This window comes from Cronobacter sp. JZ38, assembly GCF_008932145.1.
GTDB classification, from domain to species: domain Bacteria; phylum Pseudomonadota; class Gammaproteobacteria; order Enterobacterales; family Enterobacteriaceae; genus Cronobacter; species Cronobacter muytjensii.
On the sequence record NZ_CP017662.1, the window covers coordinates 1,617,362 to 1,633,248 of the forward strand.

Here is a 15,887-nt window from a genome sequence, read left to right on the forward strand (position 1 = left end):
GCGACCTTTGAATCCGGGACACAGTAGAGGGATAACGGTCAGATGAGCGACCTTGCCAGAGAAATTACACCGGTCAACATTGAGGAAGAGTTAAAGAACTCCTATCTGGATTACGCGATGTCGGTTATTGTCGGCCGCGCGCTTCCGGATGTCCGAGATGGCCTCAAACCGGTACACCGTCGCGTACTTTACGCCATGAACGTGTTGGGCAATGACTGGAATAAAGCCTACAAAAAATCCGCCCGTGTCGTTGGTGACGTAATCGGTAAATACCATCCCCACGGTGATTCCGCCGTCTACGATACCATTGTGCGTATGGCTCAGCCGTTCTCGCTGCGCTACACGCTGGTGGATGGTCAGGGCAACTTCGGTTCTATCGACGGCGACTCCGCCGCAGCGATGCGTTATACGGAAATCCGTCTGGCGAAGATCGCCCATGAACTGATGGCCGACCTCGATAAAGAAACCGTTGATTTTGTTGATAACTATGACGGCACGGAAAAAATCCCTGACGTCATGCCGACCAAAATCCCGAACCTGCTGGTAAACGGTGCTTCCGGTATCGCGGTCGGGATGGCGACGAACATTCCGCCGCATAACCTGACGGAAGTGATTAACGGCTGCCTCGCCTATATCGATGATGAAGACATCAGCATTGAAGGGCTGATGGAACACATCCCTGGCCCGGATTTCCCGACCGCCGCCATCATCAATGGCCGTCGTGGCATTGAAGAGGCGTATCGCACCGGTCGCGGCAAAATCTATATTCGCGCGCGCGCGGAAGTCGAAGTCGATCCGAAGAACGGCCGTGAAACCATCATCGTGCACGAAATTCCGTATCAGGTGAACAAAGCGCGCCTGATCGAGAAAATCGCCGAGCTGGTGAAAGAAAAACGCGTTGAAGGCATTAGCGCGCTGCGCGATGAGTCTGACAAAGACGGCATGCGTATCGTTATTGAAATTAAACGCGACGCCGTCGGCGAAGTGGTGCTCAATAACCTCTATTCACAGACGCAGCTTCAGGTCTCTTTCGGCATCAACATGGTGGCGTTGCACCACGGTCAGCCGAAGATCATGCCGCTGAAAGATATTCTGGCGGCGTTTGTTCGCCACCGCCGTGAAGTGGTGACCCGTCGTACCATTTTTGAACTGCGCAAAGCCCGCGATCGCGCGCATATCTTAGAAGCGCTGGCGATTGCGCTTGCTAACATCGACCCGATCATTGAGCTGATTCGCCGCGCGCCAACGCCGGCGGAAGCGAAAGCGGGCCTGATCGCGCAGGCGTGGGATCTCGGCAACGTGAAAGCGATGCTGGAAGGTGCGGGCGATGACGCCGCGCGTCCGGAGTGGCTGGAGCCGGAATTCGGTATTCGCGACGGTAAATACTGGCTGACCGAGCAACAGGCTCAGGCGATCCTCGACCTGCGTCTGCAAAAGCTCACCGGCCTTGAGCATGAAAAACTGCTCGACGAGTATAAAGAGCTGCTGACCCAGATTGCCGAGCTGCTGCATATTCTCGGCAGCGCCGATCGCCTGATGGAAGTGATCCGCGAAGAGCTGGAGCTGATCCGCGATCAGTTCGGCGACGAGCGCCGCACCGAAATCACCGCGAACAGCGCCGATATCAACATTGAAGACCTGATCAACCAGGAAGATGTGGTGGTCACCCTGTCTCATCAGGGCTATGTGAAGTATCAGCCGCTGACGGATTACGAAGCGCAGCGCCGCGGCGGTAAAGGCAAATCCGCCGCGCGTATCAAAGAAGAAGACTTTATCGACCGCCTGCTGGTGGCCAACACCCACGACACGATCCTCTGCTTCTCGAGCCGCGGTCGTCTCTACTGGATGAAAGTCTATCAGCTGCCGGAAGCGAGCCGCGGCGCCCGTGGGCGTCCTATCGTTAACCTGCTGCCGCTGGAAGCGAATGAGCGTATCACCGCGATTCTGCCGGTACGCGAGTACGAAGAGGGCGTCAACGTCTTTATGGCGACCGCCAGCGGTACCGTGAAGAAAACGGCGCTGACCGAGTTCAGCCGTCCGCGTACCGCCGGGATCATCGCGGTGAACCTGAACGAAGGCGATGAGCTGATTGGCGTCGACCTGACCGCCGGTAAGGACGAAGTGATGCTGTTCTCCGCGCAGGGCAAAGTGGTGCGCTTTAAAGAAGACGCTGTACGTCCGATGGGGCGTACCGCCACCGGCGTACGCGGTATTCGCCTCGGCGAAGGCGACAGCGTCGTGTCGCTTATCGTGCCGCGCGGCGAAGGCGCTATCCTGACCGCCACCCAGAACGGTTACGGCAAACGTACCGCAGTGGAAGAGTACCCCACCAAATCGCGCGCGACCAAAGGGGTTATCTCCATCAAAGTCACCGATCGCAACGGCCCGGTGGTTGGCGCGGTGCAGGTAGACGACGCGGATCAGATAATGATGATCACCGATGCCGGTACGCTTGTGCGTACGCGCGTATCGGAAATCAGCGTGGTGGGCCGTAACACCCAGGGCGTTATCCTCATCCGCACGGCGGAAGATGAAAACGTGGTAGGGCTGCAACGTGTCGCCGAGCCGGTGGATGACGAAGAGCTCGACTCCATCGACGGCAGCGTGGCGGAAGGCGACGATGAAATCGCGCCGGAAACCGACGCTGATGACGATGCGGCGGATGACGCTGACGAGTAATCGTCACGCGCTGTCGCAGACAACGCGTTGCCACACGAAAGGGCCGGTTTTACCGGCCCTTTCTTTTTTTCGGCGCGCAAGGCGCCAGGCTGCTCTGAATATCGCCGGATAATGTCGTTGCCGTTGCGGCACAAGGGTTTTGCGGCTACCTTAACGGCATTCCTTTTTGTGACCTCACGGCTAGCTGGTGCCCCTTTGAAATACTTCGTCTCTTTCCGCTCGACGCTTAAGGTGTCGCGTTATCTTTTCCGGGCGCTGGCGCTGCTGCTCTGGCTGCTTATCGCCCTGTTTTCGGTGTTTTACATCGTAAACGCGCTGCACGTAAAAGAGTCGGAAATTCGTCAGGAATTTAACCTGAGCTACGATCAGGCGCAGCGCTACATTCAGCGCACCTCTGACGTCATGAAAGAGCTGAAGTATGTTGCCGAAAACCGGCTGGATAATATCGACGCGCTGTTGAAAAACGGGCGCGGGCAGAACGATCCGCTCACCGCGCCGACGTTTGTGCCGCTGTTTTCCGATTCCGACTGTAATACGCTCGGCACCAGCTGGCGCGGTTCTCTGCAGTCGCTCTCCTGGTTTTTACGCTACTGGCACGACAACTTCTCGGCCGCCTACGATTTAAACCGCGTGTTTCTGATTGGCTCCGATAATCTGTGCATGGCGGATTTTGGCCTGCGTGAAATCCCCCTTGAGCGCGACAAAACGCTACAGGCGCTGCATGAGCGCATCGTGAAATACCGCAACGCGCCGCAGGATGAGCGCGGCAACAGCCTGTTCTGGGTGTCGCAGGGGCCGCGCCCGGGCGTCGGTTATTTCTATTCCCTGACGCCGGTATATCTGGCGAACCGCCTGCAGGGTCTGCTGGGTATCGAACAGACCATCCGCATGGAAAACTTCTTTACGCCCGGCAGCATGCCGATGGGCGTGACAATCCTTGATGAAAATGACCGTCCGCTGTTTGCGCTGACTGGCCCGGAGACGCGTCTTGAGCGCGACGGCGAATGGGAGCAGGAGCGCGCGTGGTTTGGCTATACGTCGGGCTTTAAGCAGCTGATCCTGAAAAAGAGCCTGCCGCCGTCGTCATTAAGCATCGTCTATTCCGTACCGGTTGATGTAGTGCTGGAGCGCATCCGGATGCTTATCCTCAACGCCGTGCTGCTGAACGTGCTGGTGGGGATTGTCCTGTTTACGCTGGCGCGCATGTATGAGCGGCGCATTTTCATCCCGGCGGAAAACGACGCTCAGCGTCTCGAAGAGCATGAGCAGTTCAACCGTAAAATCGTCGCGTCTGCGCCGGTCGGGATCTGTATTCTGCGCACCCAGGACGGCACCAATATTATTTCCAACGAGCTTGCGCATAACTACTTGAATATGCTGACGCACGAGGACCGCCAGCGGCTGACGCAGATTATCTGCGGACAGCAGGTGAATTTTGTCGACGTGCTCACCAGCAACAATACTAACCTGCAAATCAGCTTCGTCCATTCGCGCTATCGCAATGAAAACGTAGCGATCTGCGTGCTGGTGGATGTCTCGGCGCGCGTCAAAATGGAAGAGTCGCTGCAGGAGATGGCCCAGGCGGCGGAGCAGGCGAGCCAGTCGAAATCGATGTTCCTCGCGACCGTCAGCCACGAGCTGCGCACGCCGCTGTACGGCATTATCGGCAACCTCGATCTGTTGCAGACTCAGGAGCTGCCGAAAGGCGTCGACAGGCTCGTGACTGCAATGCACAACTCCTCCAGCCTGCTGCTGAAGATAATCAGCGATATTCTCGATTTCTCAAAAATCGAGTCGGAGCAGTTGAAAATCGAACCTCGGGAGTTTTCCCCGCGCGAAGTGATGAGCCACATCACCGCCAACTATCAGCCGCTGGTGGTGCGCAAACAGCTCGGGCTGTACTGTTTTATCGAGCCGGACGTGCCCATGACGCTGCTTGGCGACCCAATGCGCCTGCAGCAGGTGATTTCCAACCTGCTCAGCAACGCCATTAAATTTACCGATATCGGCTGCATTATTTTGCATGTCGGCACCCAGGGCGATTACCTCTGCTTCCGCGTGCGCGATACCGGCGTCGGTATTCCGGCGAAAGAAGTGGTGCGTCTGTTCGATCCATTCTTCCAGGTCGGCACTGGCGTGCAGCGCAATTTCCAGGGCACCGGGCTGGGGCTCGCTATCTGCGAAAAACTGATCAACATGATGGATGGCGATATCTCAGTCGACACCGAACCGGGCATGGGCAGTCAGTTTACTATCCGCATTCCGCAGTGGCAGGCGCAGCTGCCGCCGAAACCGAACGTCGACGGGCTTTCTAATAAACGCTTCTGGCTGGCGGTGCGTAACGCGTCGCTCTGCGAATATCTGCAAGGGATGCTGACGCGCAACAATCTTCGTGTTCAGAACCATCACGGTGAAACACCGGACAAAGACGACATTCTGATCACCGACGACGAGAATTGCGTCGCGTGGCAGGGCAGGGCGGCGATCCTCTTCTGCCGCCGCCACATCGGCATGCCGGTAGAGCGCAGCCCTGGCGTCTGGATGCACAGCGTGGCCGCGCCGCATGAGCTGTTGACCCTGCTGGGCCGTATCTACAGCATCAATGTTGAAGTGCCGGGCAGCGAACCGACGCTGCCGGCCGCCGCCGCGAGCGCCGAGCAGAACGAAGATATGATGATTCTGGTGGTGGATGACCATCCGATTAACCGCCGTCTGCTCGCCGATCAGCTTGGTACGCTGGGCTACCAGTGCCGCACCGCCAATGACGGTGTGGACGCGCTCAACGTGCTCAGCAAAAACCATATCGATATCGTTTTAAGCGACGTCAACATGCCGAACATGGATGGCTATCGCCTGACGCAGCGTATTCGCCAGCTGGGCCTGACGCTGCCGGTTGTGGGCGTGACCGCGAATGCGCTGGCAGAAGAGAAACAGCGCTGTATTGAATCGGGAATGGACAGCTGTCTCTCCAAGCCGGTAACGCTGGACGTGCTGAAACAGACGCTGGCGGTCTATGCTGACCGGGTGCGCAAGGCGCGCGTATGATCGCAGGGCGCCTCGTCACTGGCGGCGGTGCGCCTGCACGCGGCGTGACAAAACCGATAAGCAAAACGCATCAATGACCCATAAGCGGCATTCATCTTTCGGTGTGAAAAGCAGGGCGGGGAACAGCGGGATGTCCCTGCCCGCGCGGGCAGGGACGGGAGGCATTACTCTTTATCCGCAGGCGTCAGGCTGACAGAGGAGAGGTAGTTCAGCAGCGCGATATCGTTATCCACGCCGAGCTTCATCATCGCCGATTTCTTCTGGCTACTGATGGTCTTGATGCTGCGGTTCAGTTTCTTGGCGATTTCGGTAACCAGGAAACCTTCTGCGAACAGGCGCAGCACTTCACTCTCTTTCGGCGACAGGCGTTTATCGCCATAGCCGCCAGCGCTGATTTTCTCCAGCAGGCGGGAGACGCTTTCCGGGGTAAACTTCTTGCCTTTTTGCAGCGCGGCCAGCGCTTTCGGCAGATCGGTCGGCGCGCCTTGCTTGAGAACAATCCCTTCGATATCGAGATCCAACACGGCGCTCAGAATAGCCGGGTTGTTGTTCATGGTCAGCACGATAATAGATAAAGTCGGGAAATGACGCTTAATGTATTTAATAAGCGTAATGCCGTCGCCGTATTTATCGCCCGGCATGGAAAGGTCGGTGATAAGGACGTGCGCGTCTAACTTCGGCAAATTGTTAATTAATGCTGTGGAATCTTCGAACTCACCGACAACATTCACCCACTCGATTTGTTCAAGAGATTTGCGAATGCCGAACAGAACAATCGGATGGTCATCGGCAATAATTACGTTCATATTGTTCATGTATTAGGCTACCTTGCTACAGCAGGCTCTTGACGTAAACGTCAATGTCGCTGATATATTTTTCTATGGCTGTGGCATCCTTCTCGCGAATAAGATGCTCCAGTGTTTCACATAACTGTTTGCCGGGAACCAGATTCAGCATCGCGAACACGCCCTTCAGGCGGTGCGCGGTCTGCGCCAGCGCAGCAAAATCGCCGGCGGACGATTCAGTATACAATCTCTGAACATCATCCGGTACCGTATCGACGAACAGCGCATAATAGCCGCTGGCATGAAGCTGCGCATTTTCATCGCCGCCCATTGGGGATTCAGGAATATCTTCCTGAGCCAGTTGCTCTTCAATTAGTTGTAGCACTGCTTCCTGCATGGCGTGACTAATATTAAAGTTGACGCGCAGCTGTCCCGGTCCGATGCGTCGTACGCCGGCCTCATCATCGCTTAAAAGCAGGCCGTTGGCAGTAAGATTAGACGGATTATCCGTTAAAAATATATCAAACTCTTGACTCGATAATCTTTCGTCCTGCGTGATACAGGATGCGCCCCACTGTTCGAGCTGACGCACCACCACATTACGTACTTCGTTCGACGTAATATCAATCATTGCGATAACGTCATCCAGCAGACGCTCGTCGCTCTCTTCGGTCTCCATTGGCTCCACCGGCATCGTCACGTGCAGCGAATAGCGCGTGCCGAGCTCTTTGCGGGCTTTGATATTCAGATGCCCGCCGAGGCGGCGCGCCAGCTGGTTGCACAGATAGAAAGTGAGCCCGTTGGCCTTGCCGAACTGATCGGTGGAGGTATCGTTAAGGAACGGGAAGTGCAGATTATCGATTTCGCTGTTGCTGATACCTTCGCCCGTATCCAGCACGCGGAACAGCAGACGCTCACGGGCGCCTTCTTCGGCCATGATCTCCAGCGTGATTTTGCCAATCTGCGTTGTCGTCACAGAGTAGTGCAACAGCATCAGCAGCACTTTACGCAGCGCCTCGCGGTCGCCGTGGCGCTCTTCATTGGCGGAGAGCTGGTTATTGATAAGCAGCTGCAGGCCCTTACGTTTGATAACCGGCAGCACTTCCGGCACGACTTCGTCTATCAGCTCCTGAATGGTGAAATCGCTCGGCGTCGGACGCCAGAAATCGGCTTCCAGCTGATTCACCAGCTGAATTTCATCCACCAGACGGGCGATACGTTCGGCCTGCTCGGCGAGCACCTGGCTTTCCGGCGCTTCAATCAGCGCCGCCTGACGGGCGAGCTGCGTCGTCGGGTCTTTCAGCGCCGCGCCGATATTCTGCATAAACGCGGAGCGCCCCTGCTGGTTTTTCTCATACAGGCGCTGTGCCTGCTTGAGTTTTTTGTTCACCAGAATTTCACGATCCTGATCGCGGATAATAAAAATCTGCGTGCGCGGCACCACCTGGCTGCGGAAAAGCCGGATCTCGTAGAGTTCGTTATTCACCGTCGCCTGAATAATGCCCTGGTGCTGATCCGCCATCGAGGTGATGTTTTGCAGATTCAGATGCGGCAGCAGGTGATCGGCGATTTTATTGCTCATGATGGTGCGGCTGGATTCCTGATCATGTACCAGCAGGCCCAGCGGCAGGACACTCAGGATCTCTTCATTCAGCGCGCGCAGCATTTGCAGTTCGGCGTTATTGGTGCTGCTGGTTGCGGTCTCTACCGGGCGGCTCGGCTGATGGCGGAACGTGGTATAGCCAAAAAGCGCCAGCGCCAGCAGGCCGATATTCAACAGTAACGGCAACAGGATATTTTGCAGCGTTTCCATCAGCAGCGTGCCAAACGGCACTTCCCAGATAAGCCGCAACTGGGTGCTGGTCAGCGCCGAAGAGATCTCAATGCGCGTGCTGTTAAAGTTAATGTTGACGCTGTCCGGGTCTTCTTTATCCTGGCCTGCGAGGGCGCTCTGGCTGCTGTCGGGCTCCAGGCGGAAGCTTTCCAGCGGCATTCCCGGCGGGATCAAATCGTTAATCGGAATATCAAACGCCACTACCGTCGCGAGATGGCCCGGCTGGTTAAAAGTGGTGCGCAGGGTGAAATAGTGGCCGTTCTGCCAGGCGAGCTTGCGCAGCGGCGAGAAACTTTCGCGCTCGTCCAGGGCGTTTGCCTGCTGGAGCATTTCGGCGCGACGCGAATCGGCAATCGCGTTAATCGAGTTCTCTTTAAAGCCGGAGGAGAGATCTTTGAGCGGCAGCGTCGAGATAAGGATCATGCTGTTATCCTGGCCGTTCAGGTAATACATCGACCAGGGCGCGCTCTCCGCGCCCCACAGCGTATCGAGATAGCTTGAGATCCGCTGCGTCATATCCAGCGTCGAGCTGTCGTGAGAGCCGAAAATCAGCGCTTCGGTTTTGCGGTGCGGTTTTTCGAGATAATAGACATCCTGGCGCAGACGCGTTTCCTGTAGCCCTTCGCCGTTCTGACCAGCAGCGTTCGCGCCGATATTGTCGTAAATCTGCCAGGTGGCGTAGCGGTAGGTATCCACACGTTTATGCAGCGCGTGGGTAATGTCGACAATCTGATAGCTTTTATCCTTCAGCCAGGCGTTAACGGCGCTCTGCACCATCACGCCCATCGTCACCAGAAGCACCACGATCAGTAATAAGAAGAAACGGGTAATGCTGCCCGGCATAAGGGAAAATTTATTGGGGATCATTGCGTCTGGCTGACTCATTATTGTGCGTAATCCACCGGCCTGCGCCGTGTAAAGAAAAAAGAACCGTGCTGCGCGGGCGGCAGCTATCCATTTTTTAGCCTTCTTGTCCTGCGGCGTCGCGGCGAAACCGGAGCGCAACGCCCGTAGCACAGGGCTTGTCGGGTCGACACCTGTCTTCTTTTAACAGTATCGCAAACATTGAAGTATAAAGCGAAACGTATGATTTACCAGATGGTGAGAACGGTCTGAAACTGCGGTTGGATCGGGCATGGAAGGGGAGAGATAAAAGACGAGGCGGACAGCCATTATTGTCATTTTTATTCGCAGACGAACAAAATAACGGCAATGTGATTATTTAATAGTCGTTAATTTTACTTTAATTTACCCGCAAATAGTTGAAACTAAAAATTGGGCAAAAAAATGCCGGATGCAAGCATCCGGCGGTAATAGGGGTAAAACGAACATTCAGATATGAATGACGGTAATAAATAAAGTTAATGATGATAGCGAGAGTAATTCTAGTGGACTCTTCTCATTAGGTTTTGGCATTCAGTGCGGTAACTAATCCGAATGGTTATTTTGTTGATTTTTAAGAATTATTTATAGTTTCTTGATTAATTGTGCGAATATATTTAGCGATTAGTGCGGAAAAAAGTTCCTTGGTATTAATATATTGTTACATTTTGTAGATATTGTGAAACACCTAAAAAGTTTTCGTATCATATTCCTGTTGGATTATTCGGCTCCGGTTTCGGACAATGGCTTCGCCCACTAGTTCAGAGAATTAGTGAGCAGTGGCAATAATAAGTATATAAAGGCATATAACAGAGGGTTAATATAATGAAAGTTAAAGTTCTCTCCCTGCTGGTACCGGCACTGCTGGTTGCAGGCAGCGTAAACGCGGCAGAAATCTATAATAAAGACGGCAATAAATTAGATCTGTTCGGTAAAGTGGACGCTGAGCACTACTTCTCTGACGACAACAGCAATGATGGCGATCAGACCTACATGCGTATCGGCTTCAAAGGCGAAACCCAGGTAAATGATCAGATCACCGGTTACGGCCAGTGGGAATACCAGATCAAGGGCAACACCTCTGAAAGCGACAACCAGTCCTGGACCCGTGTGGCGTTCGCAGGTCTGAAATTCGGCGACGCAGGTTCTTTCGACTACGGCCGTAACTACGGCGTTATCTACGACGTGACCTCCTGGACCGACGTTCTGCCGGAATTCGGCGGCGACACCTACGGTGCTGACAACTTCCTGCAGTCTCGCGGCAACGGCATCGCGACTTACCGCAACACCGACTTCTTCGGTCTGGTTGACGGCCTGAACTTTGCCCTGCAATACCAGGGTAAAAACGGCAGCGTTTCCGGTGAGAACGACGCCGCTGGTGGTCGTAGCCTGCTGAAACAGAACGGCGACGGCTACGGCATGTCCCTGACCTACGATCTGGGCGAAGGCTTCAGCGTCGGTGGTGCGATGGCTTCTTCCAAACGTACCGCTGACCAGAACAGCGCAGGCGTTTATGGCGAAGGCGACCACGCGGAAGTTTACTCCGGCGGCCTGAAATACGACGCGAACAACATCTACCTGGCGGCGCAGTACTCCCAGACTTACAACGCGACCCGTTTCGGTACTTCTACTGGCACCGCTGATGACCGCAGCGACATCTACGGCTTCGCTGACAAAGCGCAGAACTTCGAAGTGGTTGCACAGTACCAGTTCGACTTCGGCCTGCGTCCGTCTGTGGCGTACCTGCAGTCCCGCGGTAAAGACATCGCTAACAAAACCACCGGCGTTTCTTACGGCGACCAGGACATTCTGAAATATGTTGACGTGGGCGCGACCTACTACTTCAACAAAAACATGTCCACCTTCGTTGATTACAAAATCAACCTGCTGGATGACAACGCGTTCACCCGCGCGGCTGGCATCGGTACCGATGACGTCGTAGCGGTAGGCCTGGTTTACCAGTTCTAATCTCCGACCTGATGTGCCAAAGGAGCCTGCGGGCTCCTTTTTTTATGTCTGCAAAAAATGAGGTAACCTTGGGCCGCCGTTACAGAGGAGAAACGCGTGAAATTATCTGGTATACGCACCGCGCTGCTGGCCGTCGCTTTGACCGTCGCCGGATGCGACAACGCCCCGACATCCTCCCCGCAGGCGCTGGTGCTGGAAGGCAAAACGATGGGCACCTCCTGGCGCGTCAGTCTGGCGGGCGTGGATGCCGCGCGCGCGCAGACGCTGCGTGACAAAATTCAGGCGCGGCTTGATGCCGACGACCGGCTGCTGTCCACCTGGAAAGACGATTCGGCGCTGATGCGCTTTAACCACGCCCGCACCACCGCGCCCTGGCCGGTGGATGAAGCGATGGCGGATATTGTGACTGAATCGCTGCGCGTCGGCGCGAAAACCGATAACGCGATGGATATCACCATCGGGCCGCTGGTTAACCTCTGGGGGTTCGGGCCGGATAAACAGCCGGTGAAAACGCCGGATCAGGCGCAGATTGACGCCGCCCGCGCACGCACCGGGCTGTCGCGCCTTAAGGTCATTAACGGCGCCGGGCAGCAGTGGTTGCAAAAAGACCTGCCCGATCTCTTTGTTGACCTCTCGACCGTAGGGGAAGGTTACGCTGCCGATCATCTGGCGCGCCTGATGGAAGAAGAGGGCGTCAGCCGTTATCTGGTGTCGGTGGGCGGCGCGCTCGCCAGCCGTGGCATGAACCCCGGCGGCCGCCCATGGCGCGTGGCGATACAGAAGCCGACCGATCGGGAAAACGCCGTCCAGGCGGTGGTTGATATCAACGGCCACGGCATCAGCACGTCCGGCAGCTACCGCAACTATTATGAGCTCGACGGTAAGCGCCTTTCGCACGTCATCGATCCGGCGACCGGTCGGCCGATTACGCATAAGCTGGTCTCGGTCACGGTGATTTCGCCGACGGCGCTCGAAGCCGACGCCTGGGACACCGGCCTGATGGTGCTCGGCCCGGAAAAAGCGAAGGCCGTGGCGCTGCGCGAGAAGCTCGCAGTCTATTTCATCACCCGGGAGGGCGACGGCTTCGCCACCTGGATGTCGCCGCAGTTCAAAACCTTTCTTGAACAAAGCGAAAATTAAAGAGCAAGAACGTGAGTGTTAAAAGGCGGCCAGTCGGGCAAAGTCACGCTAACCTGTAAGAAGGAGAGCGCCATGAACGTAGCAGATTTTACCGACGAGCACGCCCGCTGGCAGGCGGTGGAGAACCGCGACGCGCGTGCCGATAACGCCTTTGTCTTCGCCGTGGTGACGACGGGCATCTTTTGCCGGCCGTCGTGCCGCGCGCGCCGTCCGCTACGCGCCAACGTCCGCTTCTACCCGGATGCGGCGGCGGCCTGCGCGGCGGGCTTTCGTCCCTGTAAACGCTGCCAGCCCGCGGGGCTGACGCCGCAGGCGCAAAAAGCGCAGCGCATCGCCGCCGCGTGTCGCCTGATGGCGCAGAGCGAGACCCCGCTGACGCTGGCGGCGCTTGCCGACAGCGCCGCCATGAGCCCGTTTCATTTTCACCGCGAGTTTAAAGCCGTGACCGGTATGACGCCGAAAGGCTGGCAAAACGCCCTGCGGGCGCAAAAACTCCAGACAGCGCTCCGTGAAGGAATGACCGTTACCGATTCGCTCTGGGAGGCGGGGTTTTCGTCGGGTAGCGCCCTTTACCGTGAAGCCGACCGCGCGCTGGGCATGAGTCCACGTCAGTACCGGCGCGGCGGGGAACAGATGACGATTCGTTACGCCATCGCGCCCTGCGAGGCGGGGCTTTGTCTGGTGGCGGCAAGCGATCGCGGGCTGTGCGCCGTGTTGCTGGCGGATGACGCCGCCGCGCTTGAAGCCGAACTGGCGGCGATTTTTCCGCACGCGCAGCGTCTCGCGCCCGACGCGGCATTCGCCGCCCAGGTGGCGCAGGTGACAGCGTGGATAGACGCGCCGCAGGGCGAGCTGGCGCTGCCGCTTGATTTACGCGGCACCGCGTTTCAGCTGCGGGTCTGGCAGGCGTTGCAGGCCGTGCCGCCGGGCAGCACCATCAGCTACCAGCAACTGGCGGCACGCACCGGCAATCCGCAGGCGGTGCGCGCGGTCGCCAGCGCCTGTGCGGCCAATAAACTGGCGATAGTGGTGCCGTGTCACCGGGTGGTGCGCCGCGACGGCGCGCTCTCCGGCTACCGCTGGGGAGCGGCCCGCAAGGCGCGGCTGCTCGCCCGCGAACGTGAACAGGAGACCTGATGCTCGATCTTTTTGCCGATGCCGAACCCTGGGAAGAACCGCTCGCCGACGGCGCGGTAGTGCTGCGCCGTTTCGCGCTCGCCAGCGCGCCCGCATTAATGGCGGGTATTGAGGCAGTGGCGGCCCGTTCGCCGTTTCGCCATATGGTGACGCCAGGCGGCTATACCATGTCCGTTGCAATGACCAATTGCGGCGAGGTGGGCTGGAGCACCAATCTTAAAGGCTATCTGTATGCGCAGGTGGATCCGCAAACCGGCGCGCCCTGGCCCGCGATGCCCGGCGCCTTTCGCACGTTGTGCGACGCTGCCGCGCGCGCCGCAGGGTATCCCGATTTCACGCCCGACGCCTGCCTGATTAACCGCTACGCGCCGGGCGCCAAACTGTCGCTGCATCAGGATAAAGACGAGCCGGATCTGCGTGCGCCGATTGTCTCTGTCTCCCTTGGGCTGCCCGCCGTGTTTCAGTTTGGCGGCCTGAAACGCAACGATCCGCTCAAACGCCTGCTGCTGGAGCATGGCGACGTGGTGGTCTGGGGCGGGCCGTCGCGGCTTTTCTATCATGGCATACAGCCGCTGAAGCCCGGTCAGCATCCGGCTACCGGGGAATATCGCTATAACCTCACGTTCCGCCAGGCGCGCAAATAAAAATAAGAATTATTCTTGCCGTGTCCGCAGAGCCGTTTAAACTGCTCGCTGTTTTTCACTGCCTGAGTCATGCTTATTTATGGAACTTCTGCGCCTCGTCTGGCGCCAGTATCGCTGGCCCTTTTCTCTGGTGCTCCTGCTGAGCCTCGCCAGTGCGGCGCTCGGCATCGGGCTTATCGCCTTTATTAATCAGCGTCTGATTGCAACTGTCGATTTAAACGCCTCGGTGTTGCCGGAATTTCTCGGTCTGCTGGTGCTGCTGATGGCGGTCACGCTCGGCTCCCAGCTGGCGCTCACCATGCTTGGCCACCACTTTGTCTACCGGCTGCGCAGCGAATTTATCAAACGCATTATGGATACGCCGGTCGAGCAGATCGAAAAGCTCGGCAGCGCCACGCTGCTGGCGGGGCTTACCAGCGACGTGCGCAATATCACCGTCGCGTTTGTACGCCTGCCGGAGCTGGTGCAGGGCGTCATTTTAACGCTCGGCAGCGCTGCCTATCTCGGCTGGTTATCCGGCAAAATGCTGCTGGTGACCGCGATGTGGATTGCCGTCACGCTCTGGACAGGCTACCTGCTGGTGCAGCGCGTCTATAAACATCTCGCCACGCTTCGCGAGGTGGAAGACAGCCTGTATGACGATTTCCAGACCGTACTGGAGGGGCGCAAAGAGCTTTCGCTTAACCGCGAGCGCGCGGCCTATATCTTCGACAAAATCTATAAGCCGGATGCGGCGCGCTACCGTCAGCACATTATCCGCGCCGATACGTTCCATCTGAGCGCGGTTAACTGGTCGAATATCATGATGCTGGGCGTGATTGGCCTGGTGTTCTGGATGTCAAACGGCCTCGGCTGGGCCGATACCACGGTCGCGGCTACCTATTCGCTGGCGCTGCTGTTTCTGCGCACGCCGCTGCTCTCGGCGATGGGAGCGCTGCCAACGCTGCTCGCAGCCCAGGTGGCGTTCAATAAGCTCAAACAGTTTCAGCTCGCGCCGTACGCCCCGGCGTTCAGCCGTCCTGAGCGCAACGCTCGCTGGCAGACGCTGGAGTTGCGTGACGTCACGTTTACCTACCACGACGGCAGCTTCAGCGTCGGGCCGATTAACCTTACCCTTCATCGTGGCGAACTGCTCTTCCTGATTGGCGGCAACGGGAGCGGCAAATCGACGCTCGCAATGCTGCTGACTGGCCTGTATACACCGGCTACGGGCGAGATCCTGCTGGATGGCAAACCGCTCGGCGCAGAGGACATGGACGCGTACCGACAGCACTTCTCGGCGGTATTCACCGATGTCTGGCTGTTTGACAAACTGCTCGGCCCAGACGGCGAAGAGGCTGATCCGGCGCTTGTGGAAACCTGGCTGAACCGCCTGAAAATGGTGAATAAACTGACGCTTGAGAACGGCAAAATCCTCAACCTGAAGCTCTCGAAAGGGCAGAAAAAGCGCGTGGCGCTGCTGCTGGCGCTTGCGGAAGGGCGTGACATCATTCTGCTGGATGAATGGGCCGCCGACCAGGACCCGCATTTCCGCCGCGAGTTTTATCAGGCATTGCTGCCGCTGATGAAAGAGATGGGCAAAACCGTCTTCGCCATCAGCCATGACGATCACTACTTCATCCATGCCGACCGCCTGCTGGAGATGCGCCAGGGCGTCCTTTCGGAGCTCACCGGCGAAGAGCGCCAGCTTGCGAGCCGCGACGTGCTGGCGCGCACCGGCAGCTAACCGGCGCGCATAAAAAAAGCGGAAGTTTTCTCTTCCGCTTTCTCACG

The 15,887-nt window shown here is 57.3% G+C and carries 9 protein-coding genes; 7 read left to right on the top strand and 2 right to left on the bottom strand.

Annotation, left to right across the window (positions count from 1 at the left end; genetic code table 11):
• Window positions 1-42 precede the first annotated feature (42 nt).
• Window positions 43-2,679, top strand: coding sequence for a DNA topoisomerase (ATP-hydrolyzing) subunit A (gene gyrA / locus BJP61_RS07665; protein WP_038861698.1), 2,637 nt, complete (start codon window positions 43-45; stop codon window positions 2,677-2,679).
• Between the two features lie 195 nt (window positions 2,680-2,874).
• Window positions 2,875-5,724: a two-component system sensor histidine kinase RcsC gene (gene rcsC, locus BJP61_RS07670; RefSeq protein ID WP_038861706.1), complete on the top strand. Its 2,850-nt coding sequence runs from the start codon at window positions 2,875-2,877 to the stop codon at window positions 5,722-5,724.
• Between the two features lie 164 nt (window positions 5,725-5,888).
• On the opposite strand, the gene rcsB is transcribed toward rcsC, so the two are convergent.
• Window positions 5,889-6,539 carry a response regulator transcription factor RcsB gene (gene rcsB / locus BJP61_RS07675; protein WP_007676706.1) on the bottom strand — a complete coding sequence of 217 codons (651 nt, stop codon included), beginning with the start codon at window positions 6,537-6,539 and terminating at the stop codon, window positions 5,889-5,891.
• A gap of 16 nt (window positions 6,540-6,555) precedes the next feature.
• A complete protein-coding gene (gene rcsD / locus BJP61_RS07680; RefSeq protein WP_171998088.1) occupies window positions 6,556-9,228 on the bottom strand; it encodes a phosphotransferase RcsD in 2,673 nt (890 codons plus the stop codon).
• A gap of 822 nt (window positions 9,229-10,050) precedes the next feature.
• Between rcsD and BJP61_RS07685 the strand changes: the two genes are divergently transcribed.
• The 5 genes from BJP61_RS07685 to BJP61_RS07705 all read left to right on the top strand — a co-directional run bounded on the left by BJP61_RS07685 (window position 10,051) and on the right by BJP61_RS07705 (window position 15,840).
• Window positions 10,051-11,193 (top strand): porin OmpC, encoded by a 1,143-nt coding sequence (locus tag BJP61_RS07685; protein ID WP_171998089.1) that lies wholly within the window; start codon window positions 10,051-10,053, stop codon window positions 11,191-11,193.
• A gap of 96 nt (window positions 11,194-11,289) precedes the next feature.
• Window positions 11,290-12,333, top strand: coding sequence for an FAD:protein FMN transferase ApbE (gene apbE, locus BJP61_RS07690; protein ID WP_038861712.1), 1,044 nt, complete (start codon window positions 11,290-11,292; stop codon window positions 12,331-12,333).
• 72 nt (window positions 12,334-12,405) lie between these two features.
• Window positions 12,406-13,470, top strand: coding sequence for a bifunctional DNA-binding transcriptional regulator/O6-methylguanine-DNA methyltransferase Ada (gene ada, locus BJP61_RS07695; RefSeq protein WP_171998090.1), 1,065 nt, complete (start codon window positions 12,406-12,408; stop codon window positions 13,468-13,470).
• Complete coding sequence (alkB, locus tag BJP61_RS07700; protein WP_038861719.1) at window positions 13,470-14,114, top strand: DNA oxidative demethylase AlkB; 645 nt, start codon at window positions 13,470-13,472, stop codon at window positions 14,112-14,114. Before ada ends, alkB begins: the two co-directional genes overlap by 1 nt.
• A 79-nt stretch (window positions 14,115-14,193) precedes the next feature.
• Complete coding sequence (locus BJP61_RS07705; protein ID WP_171998091.1) at window positions 14,194-15,840, top strand: multidrug ABC transporter permease/ATP-binding protein; 1,647 nt, start codon at window positions 14,194-14,196, stop codon at window positions 15,838-15,840.
• The last annotated feature ends 47 nt before the right edge of the window (window positions 15,841-15,887 follow it).

Excerpts from the sequence above, each read along its gene's own strand:
- BJP61_RS07685 (WP_171998089.1), top strand. The coding sequence starts at position 10,051 with ATGAAAGTTAAAGTTCTCTCCCTGCTGGTACCGGCACTGCTGGTTGCA.
- alkB (WP_038861719.1), top strand. The coding sequence starts at position 13,470 with ATGCTCGATCTTTTTGCCGATGCCGAACCCTGGGAAGAACCGCTCGCC.
- gyrA (WP_038861698.1), top strand. The coding sequence starts at position 43 with ATGAGCGACCTTGCCAGAGAAATTACACCGGTCAACATTGAGGAAGAG.
- rcsB (WP_007676706.1), bottom strand. The coding sequence starts at position 6,539 with ATGAACAATATGAACGTAATTATTGCCGATGACCATCCGATTGTTCTG.
- BJP61_RS07705 (WP_171998091.1), top strand. The coding sequence starts at position 14,194 with ATGGAACTTCTGCGCCTCGTCTGGCGCCAGTATCGCTGGCCCTTTTCT.
- rcsD (WP_171998088.1), bottom strand. The coding sequence starts at position 9,228 with ATGAGTCAGCCAGACGCAATGATCCCCAATAAATTTTCCCTTATGCCG.
- ada (WP_171998090.1), top strand. The coding sequence starts at position 12,406 with ATGAACGTAGCAGATTTTACCGACGAGCACGCCCGCTGGCAGGCGGTG.